Annotated in this window: 25 protein-coding genes; 21 read left to right on the forward strand and 4 right to left on the reverse strand. The window is 41.7% G+C overall.

The genetic code is table 11. From position 1 onward, the window contains the following. Window positions 1–144 precede the first annotated feature (144 nt). The 4 genes from ybeY to rpoH all read left to right on the forward strand — a co-directional run bounded on the left by ybeY (window position 145) and on the right by rpoH (window position 4372). Window positions 145–660 (forward strand): rRNA maturation RNase YbeY, encoded by a 516-nt coding sequence (ybeY, locus tag H3U82_RS08130; RefSeq protein WP_084564652.1) that lies wholly within the window; start codon window positions 145–147, stop codon window positions 658–660. Window positions 661–662: 2 nt separating this feature from the next. Then, complete coding sequence (locus H3U82_RS08135; RefSeq protein ID WP_025331717.1) at window positions 663–1499, forward strand: HlyC/CorC family transporter; 837 nt, start codon at window positions 663–665, stop codon at window positions 1497–1499. Window positions 1500–1773: 274 nt separating this feature from the next. Next, complete coding sequence (gene lnt / locus H3U82_RS08140) at window positions 1774–3294, forward strand: apolipoprotein N-acyltransferase (RefSeq protein WP_084550934.1); 1521 nt, start codon at window positions 1774–1776, stop codon at window positions 3292–3294. A gap of 229 nt (window positions 3295–3523) precedes the next feature. Beyond that, a complete protein-coding gene (gene rpoH / locus H3U82_RS08145) occupies window positions 3524–4372 on the forward strand; it encodes an RNA polymerase sigma factor RpoH (RefSeq protein ID WP_084564654.1) in 849 nt (282 codons plus the stop codon). 165 nt (window positions 4373–4537) lie between these two features. Here rpoH and H3U82_RS08150 read toward each other — a convergent pair whose 3' ends face one another. Continuing rightward, window positions 4538–5380: a DUF3579 domain-containing protein gene (locus H3U82_RS08150; RefSeq protein ID WP_084564656.1), complete on the reverse strand. Its 843-nt coding sequence runs from the start codon at window positions 5378–5380 to the stop codon at window positions 4538–4540. Window positions 5381–5916: 536 nt separating this feature from the next. On the opposite strand from H3U82_RS08150, the gene H3U82_RS08155 reads away from it, so the two are divergent. Both H3U82_RS08155 and H3U82_RS08160 read left to right on the forward strand, forming a co-directional pair. Next, on the forward strand, window positions 5917–6255 hold the full coding sequence (locus H3U82_RS08155) for a P-II family nitrogen regulator (protein WP_198210123.1): 339 nt from the start codon (window positions 5917–5919) through the stop codon (window positions 6253–6255). A 30-nt stretch (window positions 6256–6285) separates the two neighbouring features. Further along, window positions 6286–7611 (forward strand): ammonium transporter, encoded by a 1326-nt coding sequence (locus H3U82_RS08160; protein ID WP_080690472.1) that lies wholly within the window; start codon window positions 6286–6288, stop codon window positions 7609–7611. Between the two features lie 109 nt (window positions 7612–7720). Here H3U82_RS08160 and H3U82_RS08165 read toward each other — a convergent pair whose 3' ends face one another. The 3 genes from H3U82_RS08165 to orn are packed head-to-tail and all read right to left on the reverse strand — an operon-like array spanning window position 7721 to window position 10430. Further along, window positions 7721–8194, reverse strand: a complete 474-nt coding sequence (locus H3U82_RS08165; RefSeq protein WP_025331711.1) for a CinA family protein — start codon at window positions 8192–8194, stop codon at window positions 7721–7723. Continuing rightward, entirely contained in the window at window positions 8175–9836 is a 1662-nt protein-coding gene (gene pgi / locus H3U82_RS08170) for a glucose-6-phosphate isomerase (RefSeq protein ID WP_078475445.1), read from the reverse strand. The genes H3U82_RS08165 and pgi overlap by 20 nt, the downstream gene beginning before the upstream one ends. A 45-nt stretch (window positions 9837–9881) precedes the next feature. Beyond that, entirely contained in the window at window positions 9882–10430 is a 549-nt protein-coding gene (gene orn / locus H3U82_RS08175) for an oligoribonuclease (RefSeq protein ID WP_078475446.1), read from the reverse strand. Between the two features lie 342 nt (window positions 10431–10772). On the opposite strand from orn, the gene H3U82_RS08180 reads away from it, so the two are divergent. The 15 genes from H3U82_RS08180 to rplE all read left to right on the forward strand — a co-directional run bounded on the left by H3U82_RS08180 (window position 10773) and on the right by rplE (window position 19268). Further along, window positions 10773–12059, forward strand: coding sequence for a M48 family metallopeptidase (locus H3U82_RS08180; protein ID WP_198210125.1), 1287 nt, complete (start codon window positions 10773–10775; stop codon window positions 12057–12059). A 2-nt stretch (window positions 12060–12061) separates the two neighbouring features. Next, the gene (rsgA, locus tag H3U82_RS08185) at window positions 12062–12946 is read left to right on the forward strand and encodes a ribosome small subunit-dependent GTPase A (protein WP_198210127.1); all 885 of its coding nucleotides are present in this window, start codon (window positions 12062–12064) and stop codon (window positions 12944–12946) included. Between the two features lie 229 nt (window positions 12947–13175). Beyond that, window positions 13176–13820: a 50S ribosomal protein L3 gene (rplC, locus tag H3U82_RS08190; protein WP_037394597.1), complete on the forward strand. Its 645-nt coding sequence runs from the start codon at window positions 13176–13178 to the stop codon at window positions 13818–13820. Further along, the gene (gene rplD / locus H3U82_RS08195; protein WP_025331819.1) at window positions 13820–14440 is read left to right on the forward strand and encodes a 50S ribosomal protein L4; all 621 of its coding nucleotides are present in this window, start codon (window positions 13820–13822) and stop codon (window positions 14438–14440) included. The genes rplC and rplD overlap by 1 nt, the downstream gene beginning before the upstream one ends. Continuing rightward, complete coding sequence (gene rplW / locus H3U82_RS08200; protein ID WP_025331706.1) at window positions 14437–14751, forward strand: 50S ribosomal protein L23; 315 nt, start codon at window positions 14437–14439, stop codon at window positions 14749–14751. The genes rplD and rplW overlap by 4 nt, the downstream gene beginning before the upstream one ends. Before the next feature lie 5 nt (window positions 14752–14756). Next, on the forward strand, window positions 14757–15593 hold the full coding sequence (gene rplB / locus H3U82_RS08205) for a 50S ribosomal protein L2 (protein ID WP_037394606.1): 837 nt from the start codon (window positions 14757–14759) through the stop codon (window positions 15591–15593). Window positions 15594–15598: 5 nt separating this feature from the next. Beyond that, on the forward strand, window positions 15599–15874 hold the full coding sequence (gene rpsS, locus H3U82_RS08210; RefSeq protein WP_025331704.1) for a 30S ribosomal protein S19: 276 nt from the start codon (window positions 15599–15601) through the stop codon (window positions 15872–15874). A 10-nt stretch (window positions 15875–15884) separates the two neighbouring features. After that, window positions 15885–16214, forward strand: a complete 330-nt coding sequence (gene rplV / locus H3U82_RS08215; RefSeq protein ID WP_025331703.1) for a 50S ribosomal protein L22 — start codon at window positions 15885–15887, stop codon at window positions 16212–16214. A gap of 9 nt (window positions 16215–16223) precedes the next feature. Next, window positions 16224–16928, forward strand: a complete 705-nt coding sequence (rpsC, locus tag H3U82_RS08220; protein WP_037394614.1) for a 30S ribosomal protein S3 — start codon at window positions 16224–16226, stop codon at window positions 16926–16928. Further along, window positions 16912–17328 carry a 50S ribosomal protein L16 gene (gene rplP / locus H3U82_RS08225; protein WP_037394618.1) on the forward strand — a complete coding sequence of 139 codons (417 nt, stop codon included), beginning with the start codon at window positions 16912–16914 and terminating at the stop codon, window positions 17326–17328. Before rpsC ends, rplP begins: the two co-directional genes overlap by 17 nt. Then, window positions 17328–17519, forward strand: a complete 192-nt coding sequence (gene rpmC / locus H3U82_RS08230; RefSeq protein ID WP_025331702.1) for a 50S ribosomal protein L29 — start codon at window positions 17328–17330, stop codon at window positions 17517–17519. Before rplP ends, rpmC begins: the two co-directional genes overlap by 1 nt. Continuing rightward, window positions 17519–17782, forward strand: coding sequence for a 30S ribosomal protein S17 (gene rpsQ, locus H3U82_RS08235; RefSeq protein ID WP_025331701.1), 264 nt, complete (start codon window positions 17519–17521; stop codon window positions 17780–17782). The genes rpmC and rpsQ overlap by 1 nt, the downstream gene beginning before the upstream one ends. 232 nt (window positions 17783–18014) lie before the next feature. Then, entirely contained in the window at window positions 18015–18383 is a 369-nt protein-coding gene (gene rplN / locus H3U82_RS08240) for a 50S ribosomal protein L14 (RefSeq protein WP_025331700.1), read from the forward strand. Between the two features lie 11 nt (window positions 18384–18394). Next, window positions 18395–18718: a 50S ribosomal protein L24 gene (rplX, locus tag H3U82_RS08245; RefSeq protein WP_025331699.1), complete on the forward strand. Its 324-nt coding sequence runs from the start codon at window positions 18395–18397 to the stop codon at window positions 18716–18718. Between the two features lie 10 nt (window positions 18719–18728). Continuing rightward, window positions 18729–19268 (forward strand): 50S ribosomal protein L5, encoded by a 540-nt coding sequence (rplE, locus tag H3U82_RS08250; protein WP_198210129.1) that lies wholly within the window; start codon window positions 18729–18731, stop codon window positions 19266–19268.

Raw genomic sequence — 19268 nt, forward strand, 5'->3', positions numbered from 1 at the left:
AATTTTAATATAAATATTATCAAATTGAAATTTAAACTTTAATAGTAAAATCCTGATAAAAGCATTATTTCCAGAATCAGTGATGTAGTGCATTTATCAATAGTACTTGTTAAAATATACCTATTAGTATCAAAAATAAATTAGATGAAAATTGCCAAAAAAAAGCCGGTTTTACAACATTTGAATCAAATATTCAGTTTAAATGTCGATAATCGCAGTAATGCCAGCCTTGTTCCGACTTATAGACAGTGGCGGCAATGGATATGGCAAACGTGTAAGAATAGTTATAAACGAGCCAATATTGCCATATTACTATGTAATGAAGATGCGGCATGCCAATTTAATCATAATTATCGAAACAAAAATTATGCAACTAACGTTCTGAGTTTTGCACTCAATGAAGGTGAGAGTATGTATTTACCTAACTGCTCAGAACTCAATGGTGATCTGGTTTTTTGTCCGCAGGTGATAGAAAAAGAAGCAGCTGATCAGCATAAATCATTAATAGCGCATTATGCTCATCTTACTGTCCATGGTGTTTTACACCTGATGGGCTATGATCATATTGATGATGATGAAGCAGAAATTATGGAAGCGCTTGAAATTCGTATTCTGCATCAGTTAGGATATACCAATCCCTATATACAGGATGAATATTGATTATGGACGAAAGTTCATCGAAACCCGGATTTTTTGAGCGACTGGTTAATCGTATATCTGGAGAGACGCCGGATACTGAAGAAGACGTACTGCAAACCTTGCGGGAAGCCCATGAACGACAGGTTTTTGATGCAGATACCCTACAATGTCTGGAAAATGTACTGGACTTTGCTGATCTGGAAGTACGCGATGCGATGATAACGCGCAGCCAGATGGATGTGATTAAGATTGATGATTCATTAGACAAAATTATTACTTATATCATTGATACTGCTCATTCTCGTTTTCCGGTAATTGGTGAGGATAAAGATGAAATTCTGGGTATCCTGCATGCAAAAGATTTACTCAAATACTGGAATAAAACAGAGCATTTTCAGCTAGAACAAATATTGCGTCCTGCTGTATTTGTTCCGGAGGGTAAATCACTGAATACATTGCTGAAAGAATTCCGTGAGCAACGTAATCATATGGCTATTGTTGTTGATGAATATGGCGGTACTTCCGGACTGGTGACATTTGAAGATGTAATAGAGCCTATCATTGGTGATATCGAAGATGAATTTGATGAAGATGATAGTGCTGATAATATTTTTGCAGTGTCTGCTGAGCGGTTTCGCGTTAATGCGGTGACAGAAATAGAAGATATCAATGCATTCTTCGGTACTGATTATTCTGATGAAGAAGTAGACACTATTGGCGGTCTGGTTATTCAGGAAATAGGCCACATGCCAGTACGAGGTGAAAAAATTACCATTGGTAAATTAAACTTCACAATAGCCCGGGCTGATGCACGGCGCTTACAGACACTAATGGTAACTGTTAAACATGATGTAGATTAGTATACTTAATGCGTTTGCGCATTGAAAATTTTTTTATTTACATTGTTTTAGCTACAGAAACATAGAGATAGCTTATCAATCCGTATTTTATAGAAGGCAATATTTATGGTAATTAATCATATATTGTATTGAAAATATATTATTAAAATATAATGAATATTGATGTTTGCCATTAATGGCTAATGTAATTATTAAATTTTAATTTAGCTGTCTAAAAGCTGCGGAGATTTATGTGACTGCTCAACCGGAGATAGCTACACAACATTCTTCTGCTATGAAGTGTCATGCTATTTTAGCTAAAGCATGGGTGTACTGGCCGTTATTATTCATATCTGCGGTTCTGGTACCATTTACCTTTGCTCCTTATTATCATTATTGGTTATTACCAGTTTTACTGGCGGTATTGCTGATTTTGCAGAGTGTACGGCCACAATGGCGTATCAGGACAGCCTATCTGTGGGCATTAACTGCATATACATCATTACTCTACTGGATAGATATTGCTTTACATGATATTGCCGGATTAGCGCAAATTTGGGCCTGGCCGCTGACATTGATATTACCTGCTTATTTGGCTATTTATCCTGCTATAGTATTCTGGTTACTGGGTAAATTCAGGTTTTCAGGCACTATTTGCCATACTATTGTATTGCCTTTGTTATGGTGTCTGGCTGAATTTGTCCGTGAACGTGCACTAACAGGTTTTGGCTGGGGCATCTGGGGTTATAGCCAAATAGCAGATTCGGCTCTGGCCGGTTATGCACCAGTGGGTGGTATTTTTCTGGTTACACTGGTGACTGTAGCCAGTGGTGCCTGGCTGGCTGAGTTGGTACTGGCAAAAAGCTGGAGAGTAAAGATTAGCTGTGGTGTTGCATTAATAAGTGTATGGTTGCTTGGAGCAATATTATTACAGTTTCACTTTACACAGTCAGATGGCACTCATGCCAGGATTGCTCTGGCACAAGGCAATATTCCGCAGTCATTCAAATGGGATGAGCGGTCATTACAGCCAACATTACAACGTTATTTTGATCAGATAGCCAGTACCCATGCAGATATTGTTATTTTGCCAGAAACAGCGATTCCGGTAATGCGTCAGGATATGCCTGCTGAACTATTAGATGAATTTACTCAGCTTGCGCGCAGCCATGGTTCTGCACTCGCCGTGGGTATTCCGCAATATACGGCAGATGGAACCGGTTATCAAAATGCAGTGATTAATTTTACAGCTACTCCTGTAACAGCCGGATTGCCTTTCTATGCAAAAAATCATCTGGTTCCGTTTGGTGAGTATATTCCTTTTCCGGCTTTACTGGGCTGGCTATATAGTAAGATGGACATGCCACTGGTCGGTTTTTCTGGTGGTGGCATAGGACAAATGCCTTTACAACTGGCTAATCAGCGTATTGCATTTAATATTTGTTATGAAGATGGTTTCGGAGATGAACTAATTGCTACAGCCAAACAGGCGAGTTTACTGGCAAATGTAAGCAATATGGCCTGGTATGGAAAGTCACATGCTATGCAGCAGCAATTACAGCAATCTCAGGCACGTGCATTAGAAACAGGGCGCTATATGGTTCGTGCAACCAATACAGGAATGACTGCAATTATTAATCCTAAAGGGAAAGTTGTGGCACAACTCAAACCTGATACTGCATCTGTATTAGAAGGTGAAATATCCGGTTATAAAGGTAGTACACCCTATATGCGACTCGGAAGCAGCTGGCCTTTGGCTTTGATCAGTCTGTTTTTACTGTTAATACTAGGTATTTATGGACATTATCGCCATTGAATAAACCAAACTAATGTGTATAATGATAAATTTATACAATCATAATTTTGAATATACATTATTTTTCCTATAATGAACAAATCATAAATAGTAATTGAAGTACAGTAATATTTTAATTACAATGATAAATTATTAACTCAGTTATTAATTGTTTTCCTGCAATAAACAATGTGTTATTGTAGGGAGCGAAAAATAATTAAATAGCTGGGCACACAGAGAAAGGACAGGCATGAATACCGCTTTTGCATTACCCGTGCTGACCGGGCATGGTAGTTTGGAGCAATACATTCATACCGTAAACAATATTCCTATGCTTTCTCCTGAGGAAGAACAGGATTTGGCGGTACGCCAGACCGAAGGGGATTTAGAGGCTGCAAAAAAACTGATTTTGTCCCACTTGCGTGTAGTCGTTTCTATCGCTCGTGGTTATGATGGTTATGGTCTGAATCAGGCTGATTTGATTCAGGAAGGCAATATTGGTTTGATGAAAGCGGTAAAACGCTTTCAGCCAAGTCGTGGCGTACGTTTATTTTCGTTTGCGGTACATTGGATTAAAGCTGAAATACATGAATTTATTTTACGTAACTGGCGTTTGGTGCGTGTAGCTACTACTAAACCACAGCGTAAATTATTCTTCAATTTACGCAGTATGCGCAAATCTATGGCTGCATTAAGTAACAAAGAAGCACAGTCGATTGCTGATGATTTAGGTGTGAAACTTTCTGAAGTTCTGGAAATGGAACAGCGGATGACAGGTAAGGACATGTCGCTGCTGGCAGAAAATGATGATGAGGATAATTTTGCACCGATAGACTGGCTGACTGACAGTACTACAGAACCAACACAAGTACTGGCGCAGCAGGCGCATTATACTCTGCAGACCGAAGATTTGCAGAATGCACTGGCTAAACTGGATGATCGCAGCCGGCATATTGTTGAAAGTCGCTGGCTGGCAGATGATGGTGGATTAACCTTGCATGACCTGGCTGGTGAATATGGTGTATCTGCAGAACGTATCCGCCAGATTGAAGCCAAAGCTATGCAGAAATTGCGTGGCTATCTTTCTGAAAAAGAATGAGATTTATATCGTGCTATTCAGAAATATGAAAATAAATTCAATCTGATTTGTGTATTTTAAAAACAAATTAACTGAAGATAAATTTGCTATCTTAATAGCTAATATGCGGATAAAAAATACAGGATATGAAATATCCTGTATTTTTATATGTTATGAAGATGTTATTTAATCAATTTTTTGGCTGAATTTATGGCTGCATAATGTAAAACCGTTTTTCAGATATAAATGATGCATATTGCTACTATCCGAAGATACATTTGAATCAGCATGAATACTGCTACAGTGTTCATTTATTGCAATTGTTTTCAATGTTTTGAAAATCTGGCTAGCCTGCTCATCAGCTATGGGTAAATGAAGGCTGGCTAAATCATCAATATGTATATGGCGTCCAGAAGCAAAGTTAGTCACAATTCGAAAGCCACAAACGGTCACGGCATTCTGTTTACCTTCTTCAAATATTCCCAAAAGACGATAACCTTCGGTCTGCTGAATTTTGACCAGATCCTGAAACTGAGCTATATCACGAATATTGGGATGCAACAGATGCAAAGCTGCAAAAGCAGAACTAGTCTCTGCAGGAGTCAGTTCACGTAATTGATTAACCGGAACCTGTAGTTCTGTTTCTATTTCTGTTTGAATTGTATTTAATTGTGTTTGTGCTGTTTCTGCATTTTTCTGAGATACAGCATCGGTGAGTGTAATTTGTTTATGTTCCTGTTCTTCTAATAAAGATTTGCAATCCAGAATACGTAGGTCGTTGTCACGGGCAAAATCCATCAGGAAATTAAAAGCAGTAGCGCTGATCTGCTCCAATTTTCGATCTACAGCAACACAGCGGATATTGTCTACCAGAATCGGACGAACCCATTGATGATAAGACAGACGATGTCCCTGATCAAAAGAGGACAATATTCCGCATAAACGCTCAGCCCAGTCACTGGGACGAAAACGTTTATTATTATTAGTCATACCCTGGATAACGATTTCATACGGATTGCAAATTAGCATGTTGACCTCTTGATAGAAACATGAAGTTTCAATAATGCATATATTTATTTTTACTGTCGTGATTAATTATACCTGATACGGCATATTTAATGTATGTCACATGTGTGTGTTTTCTATTGAAATTATTTATGCAAAAAGAATAATAAATGTAATTTTATTTCATCTGCTACTTTTATTCTGTCAGATATAATTTCTGATAAAGATATCATCTGGACTTGTTATGTAATTAAATCTATTGAGCTGATTAGTTTATATGCAGAATTGAAATATAAATGGTTTATATAACTATTTTAATTGTTCTATAGGCTATATCGACCAGATTGATTATGACATTTGTCTGATGGATTCATTAGCAAAAGATAAGATAAATACCCCAGTAATTTTGATACATCTTTGCAGATTTAAAATAAAGATGTATGGTGTAATTAAAATTTTTGCTTGCTGCAAATTACAGAATTAACAAATTGGATTTGATGAATGTCATTAAGACTGTCTTGATGAGCAACATTCAAAAATTCAGAAAAGAGGAGAGTTATATGAAAAAAGTTACAGCGATGATTAAACCATTCAAGCTGGATGATGTACGTGAAGCACTGGCTGAAATAGGTGTGCAAGGAATGACTGTCAGTGAGGTAAAAGGTTTTGGCAGGCAAAAAGGACATACTGAAATCTATCGGGGTGCAGAATATGAAGTCGATTTCTTACCTAAAATTAAAATAGAAATTGTACTCGTAGATGATCTGGTAGAGCGGGCTGTTGAAGCGATAATGACATGTGCCAGTACAGGTAAAGTGGGTGATGGCAAAATTTTTGTTTCATCGGTTGAGCAGGTGGTGAGAATACGTACAGGTGAGTCCGGATCGGATGCTGTATAAATAATCTGAATAATTATTAAGGGAAATACAATGAAGTTGATTGATAAATGTGTAGTAATGACAGCTCTGTTATTACCATTGCCGCTACTGGCTGCTGATTTATCCGGATGGTGGCGACCGCTGTCAGAGATAAATGCAGGTAATACAGCATGGGTAATGACTTCTGCCGTACTGGTTTTGCTGATGACTGTTCCGGGGCTGGCATTGTTTTATGGCGGAATGGTACGAAAAAAAAATGTATTGGGTACTATGATGCACAGCTTTGTCGTTGCCGCTCTGGTGAGTGTGCTGTGGATGATAATAGGCTATTCGTTGGCTTTTACCCCGGGTAATTCATTTATTGGTGGTTTGGATAGGTTTATGCTTGGCGGTATGGGGCTGGATAAAACCAGAGAAATGACTACTATTGTTAATGGAGATGGTACTGTTCCTGAGTCAGTATTCATGTTTTTTCAAATGACCTTCGCCATTATATCTACGGCTATTGTGACAGGTGCTTTTGCCGAACGTCTGAAATTTTCAGCCTTATTGTTATTTTCCGGTTTTTGGGTTACTTGTGTTTATGCGCCGGTATGTCACTGGGTCTGGGGCGGGGGCTTTATGAGTGATACACAAACTCCGGTTCTGGATTTTGCCGGCGGAACGGTTGTGCACATTAATGCCGGTGTTGCCGGACTGGTAGCTGCACTGGTGATTGGTAAACGTCTGGGGTACGGTAAAGATGTAATGGCACCACATAATATGGTACTTACTCTAACCGGTGCTGCGATGTTATGGGTTGGCTGGTTTGGTTTTAATGCCGGTTCAGCTGGTGCTGCGGATGCTTCTGCCGGTATGGCTATGGCTGTGACTCAGATAGCAGCAGCTTCAGCAGCATTAACATGGATGTTATGTGAAAAACTGGCAGGACATAAACCTTCTGCATTGGGTATGGCTTCTGGTGCGGTGTCCGGTCTGGTAGGCATTACACCTGCTGCCGGGTTTGTCGGTCCACAGGCTGCATTGGTAATCGGAGTATTGACAGCTGTTGCTGCTTATTTTGCCGCAGTGTATTTAAAACGCAGATTTGGTTATGATGATTCGCTTGATGCCTTTGGTATTCATGGCTTTGGCGGTATCGTTGGTTCAATTTTAACTGGTTTGCTGTTCAGTAACGCCATTTTTGGCGGTGAGGCGACTTTAGGTAGTCAACTGCTGGCTCAGATTAAAGATGTGGCTATTACAATTGTATACAGCGTAATTATGACTTATCTTATTCTTAAAATTGTGGCAATTGTATGTCGCGGTTTACGTATTGATCATGATTCAGAACGCGAAGGTATGGATGTGAGTATCCATGGTGAACGTATTGAATAAGTATGGTTGATTCTCAATTCTGTTTGAAATGAAAAACTGACCGGCTGTGAAAAACCGGTCAGTTTTATTTTATCTGCTGGATTCTGATAAATAACGTATATAGTCTGGTTTAACGGTATAAATATTGACGTAAAAAACGCAAAGCATATTCCACAGCCTGAGTGCGGATTGTATCTCTATTACCGTTAAACTGATAATTTTTAGCCCAGATACGCTGTTTGGTTGCCAGCCCGAACCATACTGTACCAACTGGTTTTTCGGCACTTCCTCCAGTTGGTCCGGCAATACCGGAAATCGAAATAGCATAATTTGCTTTCGAATTAATCAGAGCACCTAGTGCCATTTCGCGTACACATTCCTCACTAACAGCTCCATAATGGCGCAAAGTTGTTTCGTTAACATTAAGTAACTGTTTTTTTGCCTGATTGCTATAAGTGACATAGCCCATATTAAACCAATTTGAACTACCCGGCAGGCGAGTTAGTTCTGCTGCCAACAAGCCCCCGGTACATGATTCGGCACAGGTTACCGTATGTCCCAATTCATCCAGTTTGGTGGTAATGTCAATTAAGGTTTGTGTCATGGTGATGTTTTCTGAAATAGTCAATGAGGCCGTTAGTTGAAGCATCATGGTGTAGCGAATCATTAGTACTTAATTCCGGTTCAATATTTTTAGCCAGAACTTTTCCGTACTCTACACCCCACTGATCGAATGAATTAATTCCCCAGATTACACCCTGTACAAATACTTTATGTTCATACATGGCCAGCAGCATACCCAGATTAAACGGGTTAATTTCATCTATTAAGAGTGTATTAGATGGCTGATTACCCGGAAATACTTTTTGCGGAGCCATAATATCGCGTGATTTGTTATCCAGATGAATTAATTCGGCATAAGCTTCCGCCAGTGTTTTGCCACGCATAAGTGCTTCAGTTTGAGCAAAGGCATTAGCAACAAGAACTTTATGCTGGGTACTGACATGATAAAAACTGTTAACTGGAACAATAAAATCGGAAGAAATCAGTCGTGGTCCCTGATGCAGTAATTGAAAAAAAGCATGCTGGCAGTTAACACCTTCCTCACCCCAGATTATCGGACCAGTATCAAAGTCCAGCCGTTCTCCATAACGGCTTACCTGTTTTCCATTACTTTCCATGTCTAGCTGCTGCAAGTGTGCAGCCAGACGGCGCAGTCCGTGGTCATAAGGAATGATTGCATGGCTGGTTGTGGTATAAAAGGTGTGATACCACAAGCCGATCAGTCCGAGTAAAACCGGAATATTATGTCTTGGCGGTGCATGAAAAAAATGTTCATCCATCGCTCTGCCGCCAGCAAGAAAATCCTGAAAATTTTCTTTACCAATGGCGCAAATAACTGATAATCCAATAGTTGACCAAACAGAGTAGCGACCGCCTACCCAGTCAAACATGGAGAATGTATGATCCGAAGTGATACCAAAAGCCTGTGCTTTATCAACAGCACTGGTTATAGCTATAAAATGGCGGCTGATATCAGCTTCACTCATTCCCTGTTGTAAAAACCAGTTACGTGCGGTTTGTGCATTCAGCAAAGTTTCAGGTGTAGTAAAAGATTTGCTGGCAATGATAAAAATGGTTGTGGCCGGATTAACTTTATTCAATACTTGAATCAGGTTGGCGCCGTCAACATTGGCAACATAATGAATATTCAGACCAGTTTGCTGAAACGGACGTAAGGCCAGTGTCACCATTTCCGGACCAAGATGAGATCCGCCAATACCTATATTAATAATATCCGTAATACGTTCATTACCAGCTCCGGTATATTCACCATTGCGCACTGATTCGGCAAAGTGGTAGGCTCGTTCCAGTTCCCGATGGATATCCGGTACGATATTATGATCATCAACATACACTTCAGCATGCGGCGGTAGCCTGAGTGCTGTATGTAATACGGCACGATTTTCGCTAACATTAATTTTATCACCGCGGCGCATTTTGTCAGTCCAGCCACGTACATCTGCAATATTGGCCAGCTCAATCAGTAATGCAAGCGTATCTTCAGTAATACGGTTTTTGCTGTAATCCAGTAACAGACCATTTAATTGTTCATGCATTTGTGCAAAACGATCTGGCTGCTGACGGAATAAGTCGCGCATATGCAAGAAACGGGTGCTGCGCTGATGCTGATGCAATTGTGCCCAAATGGCTGTCTGATTAATGGGGCAGGACGGATTGATCATAACCGGAATTAATTTCAGCAAAGATAAATAGGGCAGTATACAAAATCAGCTGGGTATTGTTAAGAAGTGTTCGCGATAATAAGCCATTTCCTCAATGCTTTCCTTAATGTCATCCAGAGCCTGATGTGCACCTTTTTTACTGATGCCTTTGACAATGGCAGGATTCCAGCGTCTGGCCAGTTCTTTAAGAGTAGAAACATCCAGATTGCGGTAATGGAAGTAAGCTTCCAGTCGCGGCATGTAGCGCACCATAAAGCGGCGATCCTGATGAATGGAATTGCCACACATTGGTGAGGCTTTTTCCGGTATCCACTCACTGATAAAAGCCAGCAATTTTTCTTCAGCCTCAGCTTCTGTTAGCGTTGAAGCTTTTACTTTATCTACCAGACCAGTACGGGTATGAGTGGTGGTATTCCATTTATCCATATGATCGATAATGCTGTCTGGCTGATGAATTACCAGTACTTCAGACTGTGCGAGTATATTCAGGTCACTATCGGTAATGATCATGGCAACCTCTATAATACGGTCTGTATCTGGATTTAATCCGGTCATTTCCATATCCAGCCACGCAAGATTTTTAGCGTTTTGCATATCTTAATCTTGATTAATAATAAAATATGATTTTAGCTTCTTTCTGGTAAGGCTGATAGGTTAAGCTGATTTTTTTACCTATATCTGGAGCTAAAATCAGGCAAAAGTAATTGTTTTAGGAGAACACAGAACAGACTGAACTTCAATTATTCTAATTGAATATAATTTGTGTAATGTTTTAAGTAGTTTTGGATATTATCACAAGATAATATATGGTAATAATATATTATTCAGTTAAATAATCATGTTAATTTTAAATAGAAGGATGTTTATTCAGACACTTTTTAGCCAGTAACAGATAAACTCCGTTAAAATGATTATTTTCAGGTACAAAGTATTTTTATGGTGTTTTATCTTTCTGCCCAAACAATTTATATATTGTTTTTATTATTTTTCATCTGCAGCATATGTGGTCAGTTATATCTTTCTGTTCGCCAAAGTAAAGCTGTACTGGCACATCGTAGCCATGTTCCAGCGGCTTTTATGCAAAGTGTGTCTCTGGCCGAACATCAAAAAGCAGCGGATTATACTTTGGCCAAGCAGCGTCTGGCTCGTTATGAAATTCTGTTTCAGGCATTATTATTGCTGATATTCACACTTGGTGGCGGTCTTGATCTATTAGCGCATTTAAGTCAGAAATGGGTACAGCACGATATTGCACAGGGAATTGTGCTTATTGGTCTGTTTGCTTTGGTTAATATGATTCTTGGCTGGCCGATCGCCTGGTACCGCAGTTTTTGTCTGGAGGCAAAATTTGGCTTTAACAAAATGACCATGGCTACTTTTATTGCTGATCAGTTTAAAGGTAGTCTTTTAGCCATTATTGTTGGCTTGCCCTTACTGTATATTATTCTCTGGCTGATGCGGATTCTGATTGCAGCAAACTGGTTTGGTGGCGCATGGTGGCTGGCTGTATGGCTGGTATGGGTCAGTTTTTCCTTGTTACTGATGTGGGCTTTTCCAAAATGGATTGCGCCGCTTTTCAATAAATTTGAACTATTGAAAGATGATACATTGCGAACCCGGATTGAAAACTTGTTGCAGCGTACTGGTTTTCATAGTGATGGTATTTTTGTAATGGATGGCTCCAGACGCAGCGGGCATGGTAATGCTTATTTTACCGGTCTGGGGAAACATAAGCGCATTGTATTTTTTGATACCTTACTGAAAGATATGCAGATAAGTGAGGTTGAGGCTGTACTGGCTCATGAGTTAGGTCATTTTGCCCACAAACATGTATTCAAACAAATGATTGTTACTTTTATATTGGCTTTAATTGTTTTTGCTGTTTTGGGCTGGCTATTACCTCAGACTGGTTTTTATACTGGTCTGGGTGTGCATGAAGTCAGTCATGCTATGGCTTTATTATTATTTATGCTGGTGCTGCCAGTATTTACTTTTCCGTTTTCACCATTGTCGAGTGTTTTGTCCCGTAAAAATGAATTTGAAGCAGACCGTTTTGCAGCAAAATATGCAAATGCCGATGATCTGATTCATGCTTTAACCAAACTTTATCGTACTAATGCCTCCAGTCTGGTTAGCGATATCTGGTATTCGCGGTTTTATGATTCGCATCCGGGAGCACGGGAACGTATTGCTGCATTACAAACAGCCGTAAAGGCAGACTGAGAATGGCACAGCCTGTGAATGAATTATTAACAGCACAGATTATTACCAGTTTCGGGCGCCGCTTCATAGTGCGCACACATGCGGGTAAAACTTATGAAGCCACTACGCGAAAGAAAAGAGTTGATTTTGCCTGTGGTGATGAAGTCCATATTAGTCATATCAATCAGCAGCAGGCTGTAATTGAGGATTATTTACCCCGGCGCAGCCTGCTTTACCGGCAGGATGCTACGCGCAGTAAACTCATTGCGGCCAATGTTACCCTTATGCTAATCGTACTGGCTGCTGTACCGACTCCCAGTGAATTATTATTGCAGCGTGCATTACTGGCTGCAGAGGCTGCGGATATACCGCCACTGATTGTATTAAATAAAGCAGATTTACTACAAAATAAGCTTTGGCTCGAAAAATTGGCCTTTTATCAAAGTCTGGGTTATCAGGTAATCAATATTAGTGCCTTATATAATGTGGCTGAGCTGCGTCAGTATTTACAGGGAGAGCGGGCAATCCTGTTAGGTCAGTCAGGTATGGGTAAATCAACTTTAACCAATGCATTGCTGGGTAATGAACAGGCACGGGTAGGTGATATCTCAGCGGCACTGGATTCAGGTCGTCACACCACGACTCATGCGCAATTATATGATCTGGATGCACACAGTCAGCTTATTGATTCGCCCGGATTGCAGGCATTTGGCTTACATCATTTGTCAGTTAGTAATCTGCTGCATTATTTCCCTGATATGCGTCAGTATATCGGGGAGTGCCGTTTTCATAATTGTACTCATCGTCAGGAACCGGGCTGTGCGCTGAAACAGGCTGCGGCTGACGGGAAACTGAAGCCTGAACGACTTCAGTTTCTGCAAAGTATTACTGATGAATTAACCAGATAATATTTATATTCAGGCAGAGTAAAAATACCCGAAATCCAGACTAATAGTCATGTATAAGGCATAAACGTTGTTTTTTTATCTAAAAATCCGTGCTTTACTTGCATAAAAAATTGATTCATGCAGAGTAAACATGATACTATCGCCATCTTGCCGATTTTACGTCGGCAAGATTCTTTATTTGTGCGAGGCCAATCAATCGTAATTGGTCCCTTTATAAAAGGAAATAACTATGACTTTAGGTCTGGTTGGGCGCAAAGTAGGCATGACGCGCGTGTTCGATGAGAACGGCGCATCAGTTCCGGTAACTGTACTGGATATGTCTGCTAATCGCGTCACTCAACTCAAATCCGAAGCTACTGACGGCTACACTGCCGTACAGGTAACTTTTGGTCAGAAAAAAGCCAATCGCGTAAGCAAGGCACAGGCAGGTCATTTTGCCAAGGCAGGTGTTGAAGCCGGTCGTGGTTTGGTTGAATTTGCTGTTTCTGAAGAAAAACTGGCTGAATTGTCTGCCGGTGCTGAAATCAATGTCGGCATTTTTGCAGCAGGTCAGTTAATTGATGTCACTGGTACCAGTAAAGGTAAAGGTTTTTCTGGCACCATCAAACGTCACAATTTTGGTTCTCAGCGTGCTTCTCACGGTAACTCACGCTCTCATCGTGTGCCTGGTTCAACCGGTATGGCACAGGATCCGGGTCGCGTATTCCGTGGTAAACGTATGGCCGGACAGTACGGTAACGTTAAGTCCACCATTCAGAATCTGGAAATCGTACGCGTAGACACCGAACGTCAGTTATTGCTGGTAAAAGGTGCGGTGCCCGGTGCGGTTAACAGCGACGTTGTCGTGCGTCCGAGCGTGAAGGTAGGTGCGTAATGGAACTGAAATTAATTGATGCTCAGGGTCAGGTTGCAGGTGCAGTTGCTGCGTCTGACGCATTGTTTGCACGTGAATACAATGAAGATCTGGTTCACCAGCTGGTTACAGCTTTTCTGGCTAATGCCCGTTCCGGTAACCGTTCACAGTTAACCCGTGCCGAAGTAAAACACTCCACTAAAAAACCATGGCGTCAGAAAGGAACCGGCCGTGCCCGTTCTGGTATGACATCTTCTCCGCTGTGGCGCAGTGGTGGTCGTGCGTTTCCGAATAAACCAGATGAAAACTTTACCCAGAAAGTAAATCGTAAGATGTACCGTGCGGGTATGGCAGCCATTCTGTCTCAGCTGGTACGCGATGAACGCCTGTTTGTAATTGATGAATTATCTGCTGCTACTCCTAAAACTAAAGCATTTGCTGAACAGGTTAAAAATCTGGGTATGGAGCAGGTATTGTTCATTACCAAACAGCTGGATGAAAACGTTTACTTGTCTAGCCGCAACCTGCCGAATGTACTGGTTCTGGAAGCACAGCAAACTGATCCGTACAATCTGTTACGCTTTAAGAAAGTGGTGCTTACCAAAGCAGCAGTTGCACAACTTGAGGAGCAATGGGTATGAATCAACAACGTTTAATGCAAGTGCTCTTGGCTCCTGTTGTTTCCGAAAAAAGCAACATGCTGGCTGAAAAACGCAACCAGATGACGTTTAGAGTATTGCCGAATGCCACTAAACCTGAAATTAAGGCAGCAGTGGAACTATTATTTAATGTGAAAGTGGATTCTGTAGCCACAACCATCATTAAAGGCAAAAACAAACGTTTTGGCCGTACCATCGGTAAGCGCAGCGATGTTAAGAAAGCTTATGTCAGCCTGGCGGCTGGACAGGAGCTGGATATTGAATCTGCTGCCGCTTCTGCAGATAAGGAATAAGCACTATGGCTATTGTTAAAATGAAGCCGACTTCTGCTGGCCGTCGCGGAATGGTACGCGTGGTTGCGGAAGGCTTGCATAAAGGTGCACCCTATGCACCATTATTAGAAAAACAGTCTTCAACTGCCGGTCGTAATCACGGCGGACGCATTACAACCCGTCATAAAGGTGGTGGTCACAAACACCATTACCGTATTGTTGACTTTAAACGTAATGATAAAGACGGTATCGCTGCTAAAGTAGAACGTATTGAGTACGATCCGAACCGTACCGCTCATATTGCGTTATTGTGTTTTGCAGATGGTGAACGCCGTTACATTATTGCGCCGCGTAATGTTCAGGTAGGTGCCGTATTGGTTTCCGGTTCTGAAGCTGCAATTAAAGCTGGTAATAATCTGCCAATCCGCAATATTCCGGTAGGTACAACTCTTCATTGTATCGAAATGAAACCGGGTAAAGGCGCACAGATTGCCCGTTCAGCCGGTGCATCTGCTGTATTGCTGGCAAAAGAAGGCGTATATGCACAGCTGCGTCTGCGTTCAGGTGAAGTACGTAAAATTCATGTTGACTGCCGTGCCACCATTGGTGAAGTAGGCAATGAAGAACAAAGCCTGCAAAAATTGGGTAAAGCCGGTGCTAAACGCTGGCGTGGCATTCGTCCGACCGTACGCGGTGTTGTGATGAACCCGGTTGACCACCCGCATGGTGGTGGTGAAGGTCGTACAGGTGAAGCTCGTGAACCGGTTAGCCCATGGGGTACACCGACTAAAGGCTATCGTACTCGTCGTAATAAACGCACGAACAATATGATTGTTCGCCGCCGTTACTCAAATAAAGGTTAACTGATATGGCTCGTTCATTAAAAAAAGGCCCATATGTCGACCTGCATTTACTGAAAAAGGTCGATGCGGCTCGTGCTAATAACGACAAACGCCCGATTAAAACCTGGTCACGTCGTTCCACTATTCTGCCTGATTTTATCGGTCTGACCATTGCTGTACACAACGGCCGTACCCACGTGCCTGTATTTATCAGCGATAACATGGTTGGTCATAAGTTGGGTGAGTTCTCATTGACCCGTACCTTCAAGGGCCATTTGGCTGATAAGAAGGCTAAAAAATAAGGGATAAAACATGAGAGTTAGTGCACAACACAAAAATGCCCGTATTTCAGCACAAAAAGCCCGTCTGGTAGCTGATTTGGTACGTGGTAAAGATATTGCTCAAGCGTTGAATATTTTGACATTCAGCCCGAAAAAAGGTGCTGAACTGATTAAAAAGGTACTGGAATCTGCAGTAGCCAATGCCGAACACAACGAAGGTGCTGATATCGATGAACTGAAAGTGGTTACTATTTTTATCGATAAAGGTCCGAGTCTGAAACGTTTTCAGGCACGTGCTAAAGGTCGTGGTAACCGCATCGAAAAACAAACTTGTCACATCAACGTGATTGTAGGCAACTAAGGAAAAGCGATGGGACAAAAAATTAACCCTACAGGCTTTCGCCTGGCAGTGAATAAAGATTGGTCTTCCAAGTGGTTTGCCAAAAGCGGCGACTTTTCCAAAGTGCTGAAAGAAGATATCGACGTACGTCATTTTTTACGCAAACGTCTTGCAAATGCTTCTGTAGGTCGCGTGGTAATTGAACGCCCGGCAAAATCTGCACGTATTACCATTTACAGTGCCCGTCCTGGTATTGTAATCGGTAAAAAAGGTGAAGATATTGAAGTATTAAAACGTGATTTGCAGAAAATCATGGGCGTGCCGGTGCATGTAAACATCGAAGAAATCCGTAAACCGGAAATCGATGCGCAAATTATTGCGGACAATATTGCCGGACAACTGGAAAAACGTGTTATGTTCCGTCGTGCCATGAAACGTGCTATGCAGAATGCTATGCGCGTTGGCGCCAAAGGCATCAAAATTATGTCTTCAGGTCGTCTGAACGGTATCGAAATTGCGCGTACCGAATGGTATCGTGAAGGTCGTGTGCCTTTGCATACCCTGCGTGCCAATGTTGACTACGCTACCAGCGAAGCTAAAACTACATATGGCATTATCGGTATCAAAGTCTGGGTTTACAAAGGTGAACTGACACCGGGTGAAATTCAGGCTAAGCCGGAACAGGACAAGAAACACAGCAGAAAGGCAGGTGGTCGAAATGCTGCAGCCAACTAGAATGAAATACCGCAAACAGCAAAAAGGCCGCAACACCGGTATTGCTACTCGTGGCAATAAAGTTAGCTTTGGTGATTTTGGTCTGAAAGCTGTGGGTCGCGGTCGTTTGACTGCACGCCAGATTGAGGCAGCACGTCGTGCAATGACCCGTCATATTAAACGTGGCGGTCGTATCTGGATTCGCGTATTCCCGGATAAACCTATTACTGAAAAACCAATTCAGGTTCGTATGGGTGGCGGTAAAGGTAATGTGGAATATTACATTGCTGAAATCCAGCCGGGCAAAATGCTCTACGAAATGGACGGTGTTGATGAAACATTGGCTCGTCAGGCTTTTGAACTGGCTGCAGCCAAATTGCCGATTCAGACTGTATTTGTTAAACGCCAGGTAGGTCAATAATGAAAACCAGTGAATTGAAAGACAAATCTGTTGAGCAGTTAAACGAAGAACTGGTTGGTCTGTTGAAAGCGCAGTTTGGTTTGCGTATGCAGCACGCCACCGGCCAGCTGGGTAAAAACAGTGAGCTGAAAAAAGTGCGTCGTAATATTGCTCGTGTAAAAACCATTTTGCATCAGAAGGATGGTGAATAATGACTGAAGCTAAAAACGTACGTACTTTGCAGGGCAAAGTCGTGAGCGACAAAATGGATAAAACTGTAACAGTATTGGTGGAACGTAAAGTGAAACACCCGCTGTATGGTAAAGTAATCCGTCGTTCTACTAAAATCCATGCGCACGATGAGCAAAACCAATACGGTATTGGTGACGTTGTTGTCATTTCCGAGGGTCGCCCGTTGTCAAAAACCAAAAGCTGGGTTGTAACTGAGCTGATTGAGAAAGCACGTAATGTGTAATTAACACAACAATGTGCTGCAATTAGGGAACGAAGTCTTGCGACAATCAGATATTGTCTGTAAACTTCGTTCCTTAACTTTCAGTTTCTTGAAAGTCTCCGGCAGTCGCCGGAACTCTCCCTTCGGGACCCAAGACTGGTTTACTAGAACCGTTAATGGTTTCAGACAGCTATTAAGTGGTAACAAGCTGACTGAAAGCGGTAAATTAAGTTGGATTTTTAAAGGTAATAACATGATTCAAATGCAGACCATCTTAGATGTGGCTGACAACTCTGGTGCGCGCCGCGTAATGTGCATCAAAGTATTAGGTGGATCTAAGCGTCGCTACGCATCTGTAGGCGACATTATTAAAGTGGCCGTAAAAGACGCAGCTCCCCGTGGTCGCGTTAAAAAGGGCGATGTATATAACGCTGTGGTAGTGCGTACAGCTAAAGGCGTACGTCGTAATGACGGAGCACTGATCAAATTTGATAACAATGCAGCCGTGCTGTTGAATACCAAACTGGAACCAATTGGTACCCGTATTTTTGGCCCGGTAACCCGTGAGCTACGTACTGAGCGATTCATGAAAATCGTTTCATTGGCTCCTGAAGTACTGTAAGTGAGGTTGCAATGAAAAAGATTAAAACTGGTGATCAGGTGATCATCATTGCCGGTAAAGATAAGGGCAAACAGGGTAAAGTAGTGCGTGTTTTGGGTGATAAAGTGATTGTTGACGGCGTAAATCGTGTTAAACGTCACCAGAAACCTAACCCCATGCGTGGGATTGAAGGTGGTGTAATCACCAAAGATGCGCCATTGGCTATTTCCAATGTGGCGATTTTCAATCCGGAAACCCAAAAAGCTGACCGCGTAGGTATCAAAGTAGAAACTGTAGACGGCAAAGTAGTGCGTACCCGTGTATATAAATCTACCGGTGCCGCCGTGGGAGCTTAAGGAGTAATCAATGGCTCGTTTAAAAGACTTTTATAACACTACTGTTGTTCCTGAGTTGACCAAACAGTTCGGTTACAAATCTATCATGGAAGTACCGCGTATTGAAAAAATTACCCTCAACATGGGTGTTGGTGAAGCGGTTGCCGATAAAAAAGTAATGGAACATGCAGTTGGTGATCTGGAAAAAATTGCTGGTCAGAAACCAGTAATAACTGTAGCACGCAAGTCAATTGCAGGCTTTAAAATCCGTGATAATTACCCGATTGGCTGCAAAGTAACTTTGCGCCGTGATCGTATGTATGAATTTCTGGATCGTCTGATTGCAATCGCTTTGCCGCGTGTACGTGACTTCCGCGGTGTAAATGGTAAATCATTCGACGGTCGTGGTAATTACAACATGGGCGTGCGTGAACAAATTATTTTCCCGGAAATTGAATACGATAAAATTGATGCTTTGCGTGGTTTGAATATTACTATTACCACTACTGCCAAAACTGACGCAGAAGCTAAAGCACTGCTGTCTCTGTTCAAATTTCCGTTTAAGGGTTAA

This window comes from Snodgrassella sp. W8132, from assembly GCF_016100865.1.
Lineage (GTDB): Bacteria > Pseudomonadota > Gammaproteobacteria > Burkholderiales > Neisseriaceae > Snodgrassella > Snodgrassella alvi.

Coding starts and splice junctions, on each gene's coding strand:
- rpsC (WP_037394614.1), top strand. CDS start 16,224: ATGGGACAAAAAATTAACCCTACAGGCTTTCGCCTGGCAGTGAATAAA.
- rplB (WP_037394606.1), top strand. CDS start 14,757: ATGGCTATTGTTAAAATGAAGCCGACTTCTGCTGGCCGTCGCGGAATG.
- rpsQ (WP_025331701.1), top strand. CDS start 17,519: ATGACTGAAGCTAAAAACGTACGTACTTTGCAGGGCAAAGTCGTGAGC.
- H3U82_RS08160 (WP_080690472.1), top strand. CDS start 6,286: ATGAAGTTGATTGATAAATGTGTAGTAATGACAGCTCTGTTATTACCA.
- H3U82_RS08150 (WP_084564656.1), bottom strand. CDS start 5,380: ATGCTAATTTGCAATCCGTATGAAATCGTTATCCAGGGTATGACTAAT.
- H3U82_RS08155 (WP_198210123.1), top strand. CDS start 5,917: ATGAAAAAAGTTACAGCGATGATTAAACCATTCAAGCTGGATGATGTA.
- rplV (WP_025331703.1), top strand. CDS start 15,885: ATGAGAGTTAGTGCACAACACAAAAATGCCCGTATTTCAGCACAAAAA.
- rplE (WP_198210129.1), top strand. CDS start 18,729: ATGGCTCGTTTAAAAGACTTTTATAACACTACTGTTGTTCCTGAGTTG.
- rplN (WP_025331700.1), top strand. CDS start 18,015: ATGATTCAAATGCAGACCATCTTAGATGTGGCTGACAACTCTGGTGCG.
- orn (WP_078475446.1), bottom strand. CDS start 10,430: ATGCAAAACGCTAAAAATCTTGCGTGGCTGGATATGGAAATGACCGGA.
- H3U82_RS08180 (WP_198210125.1), top strand. CDS start 10,773: ATGGTGTTTTATCTTTCTGCCCAAACAATTTATATATTGTTTTTATTA.
- pgi (WP_078475445.1), bottom strand. CDS start 9,836: ATGATCAATCCGTCCTGCCCCATTAATCAGACAGCCATTTGGGCACAA.
- H3U82_RS08135 (WP_025331717.1), top strand. CDS start 663: ATGGACGAAAGTTCATCGAAACCCGGATTTTTTGAGCGACTGGTTAAT.
- H3U82_RS08165 (WP_025331711.1), bottom strand. CDS start 8,194: ATGACACAAACCTTAATTGACATTACCACCAAACTGGATGAATTGGGA.
- rplW (WP_025331706.1), top strand. CDS start 14,437: ATGAATCAACAACGTTTAATGCAAGTGCTCTTGGCTCCTGTTGTTTCC.
- ybeY (WP_084564652.1), top strand. CDS start 145: ATGAAAATTGCCAAAAAAAAGCCGGTTTTACAACATTTGAATCAAATA.
- rplP (WP_037394618.1), top strand. CDS start 16,912: ATGCTGCAGCCAACTAGAATGAAATACCGCAAACAGCAAAAAGGCCGC.
- rplX (WP_025331699.1), top strand. CDS start 18,395: ATGAAAAAGATTAAAACTGGTGATCAGGTGATCATCATTGCCGGTAAA.
- rpsS (WP_025331704.1), top strand. CDS start 15,599: ATGGCTCGTTCATTAAAAAAAGGCCCATATGTCGACCTGCATTTACTG.
- rsgA (WP_198210127.1), top strand. CDS start 12,062: ATGGCACAGCCTGTGAATGAATTATTAACAGCACAGATTATTACCAGT.
- rpmC (WP_025331702.1), top strand. CDS start 17,328: ATGAAAACCAGTGAATTGAAAGACAAATCTGTTGAGCAGTTAAACGAA.
- rpoH (WP_084564654.1), top strand. CDS start 3,524: ATGAATACCGCTTTTGCATTACCCGTGCTGACCGGGCATGGTAGTTTG.
- rplD (WP_025331819.1), top strand. CDS start 13,820: ATGGAACTGAAATTAATTGATGCTCAGGGTCAGGTTGCAGGTGCAGTT.
- rplC (WP_037394597.1), top strand. CDS start 13,176: ATGACTTTAGGTCTGGTTGGGCGCAAAGTAGGCATGACGCGCGTGTTC.
- lnt (WP_084550934.1), top strand. CDS start 1,774: ATGAAGTGTCATGCTATTTTAGCTAAAGCATGGGTGTACTGGCCGTTA.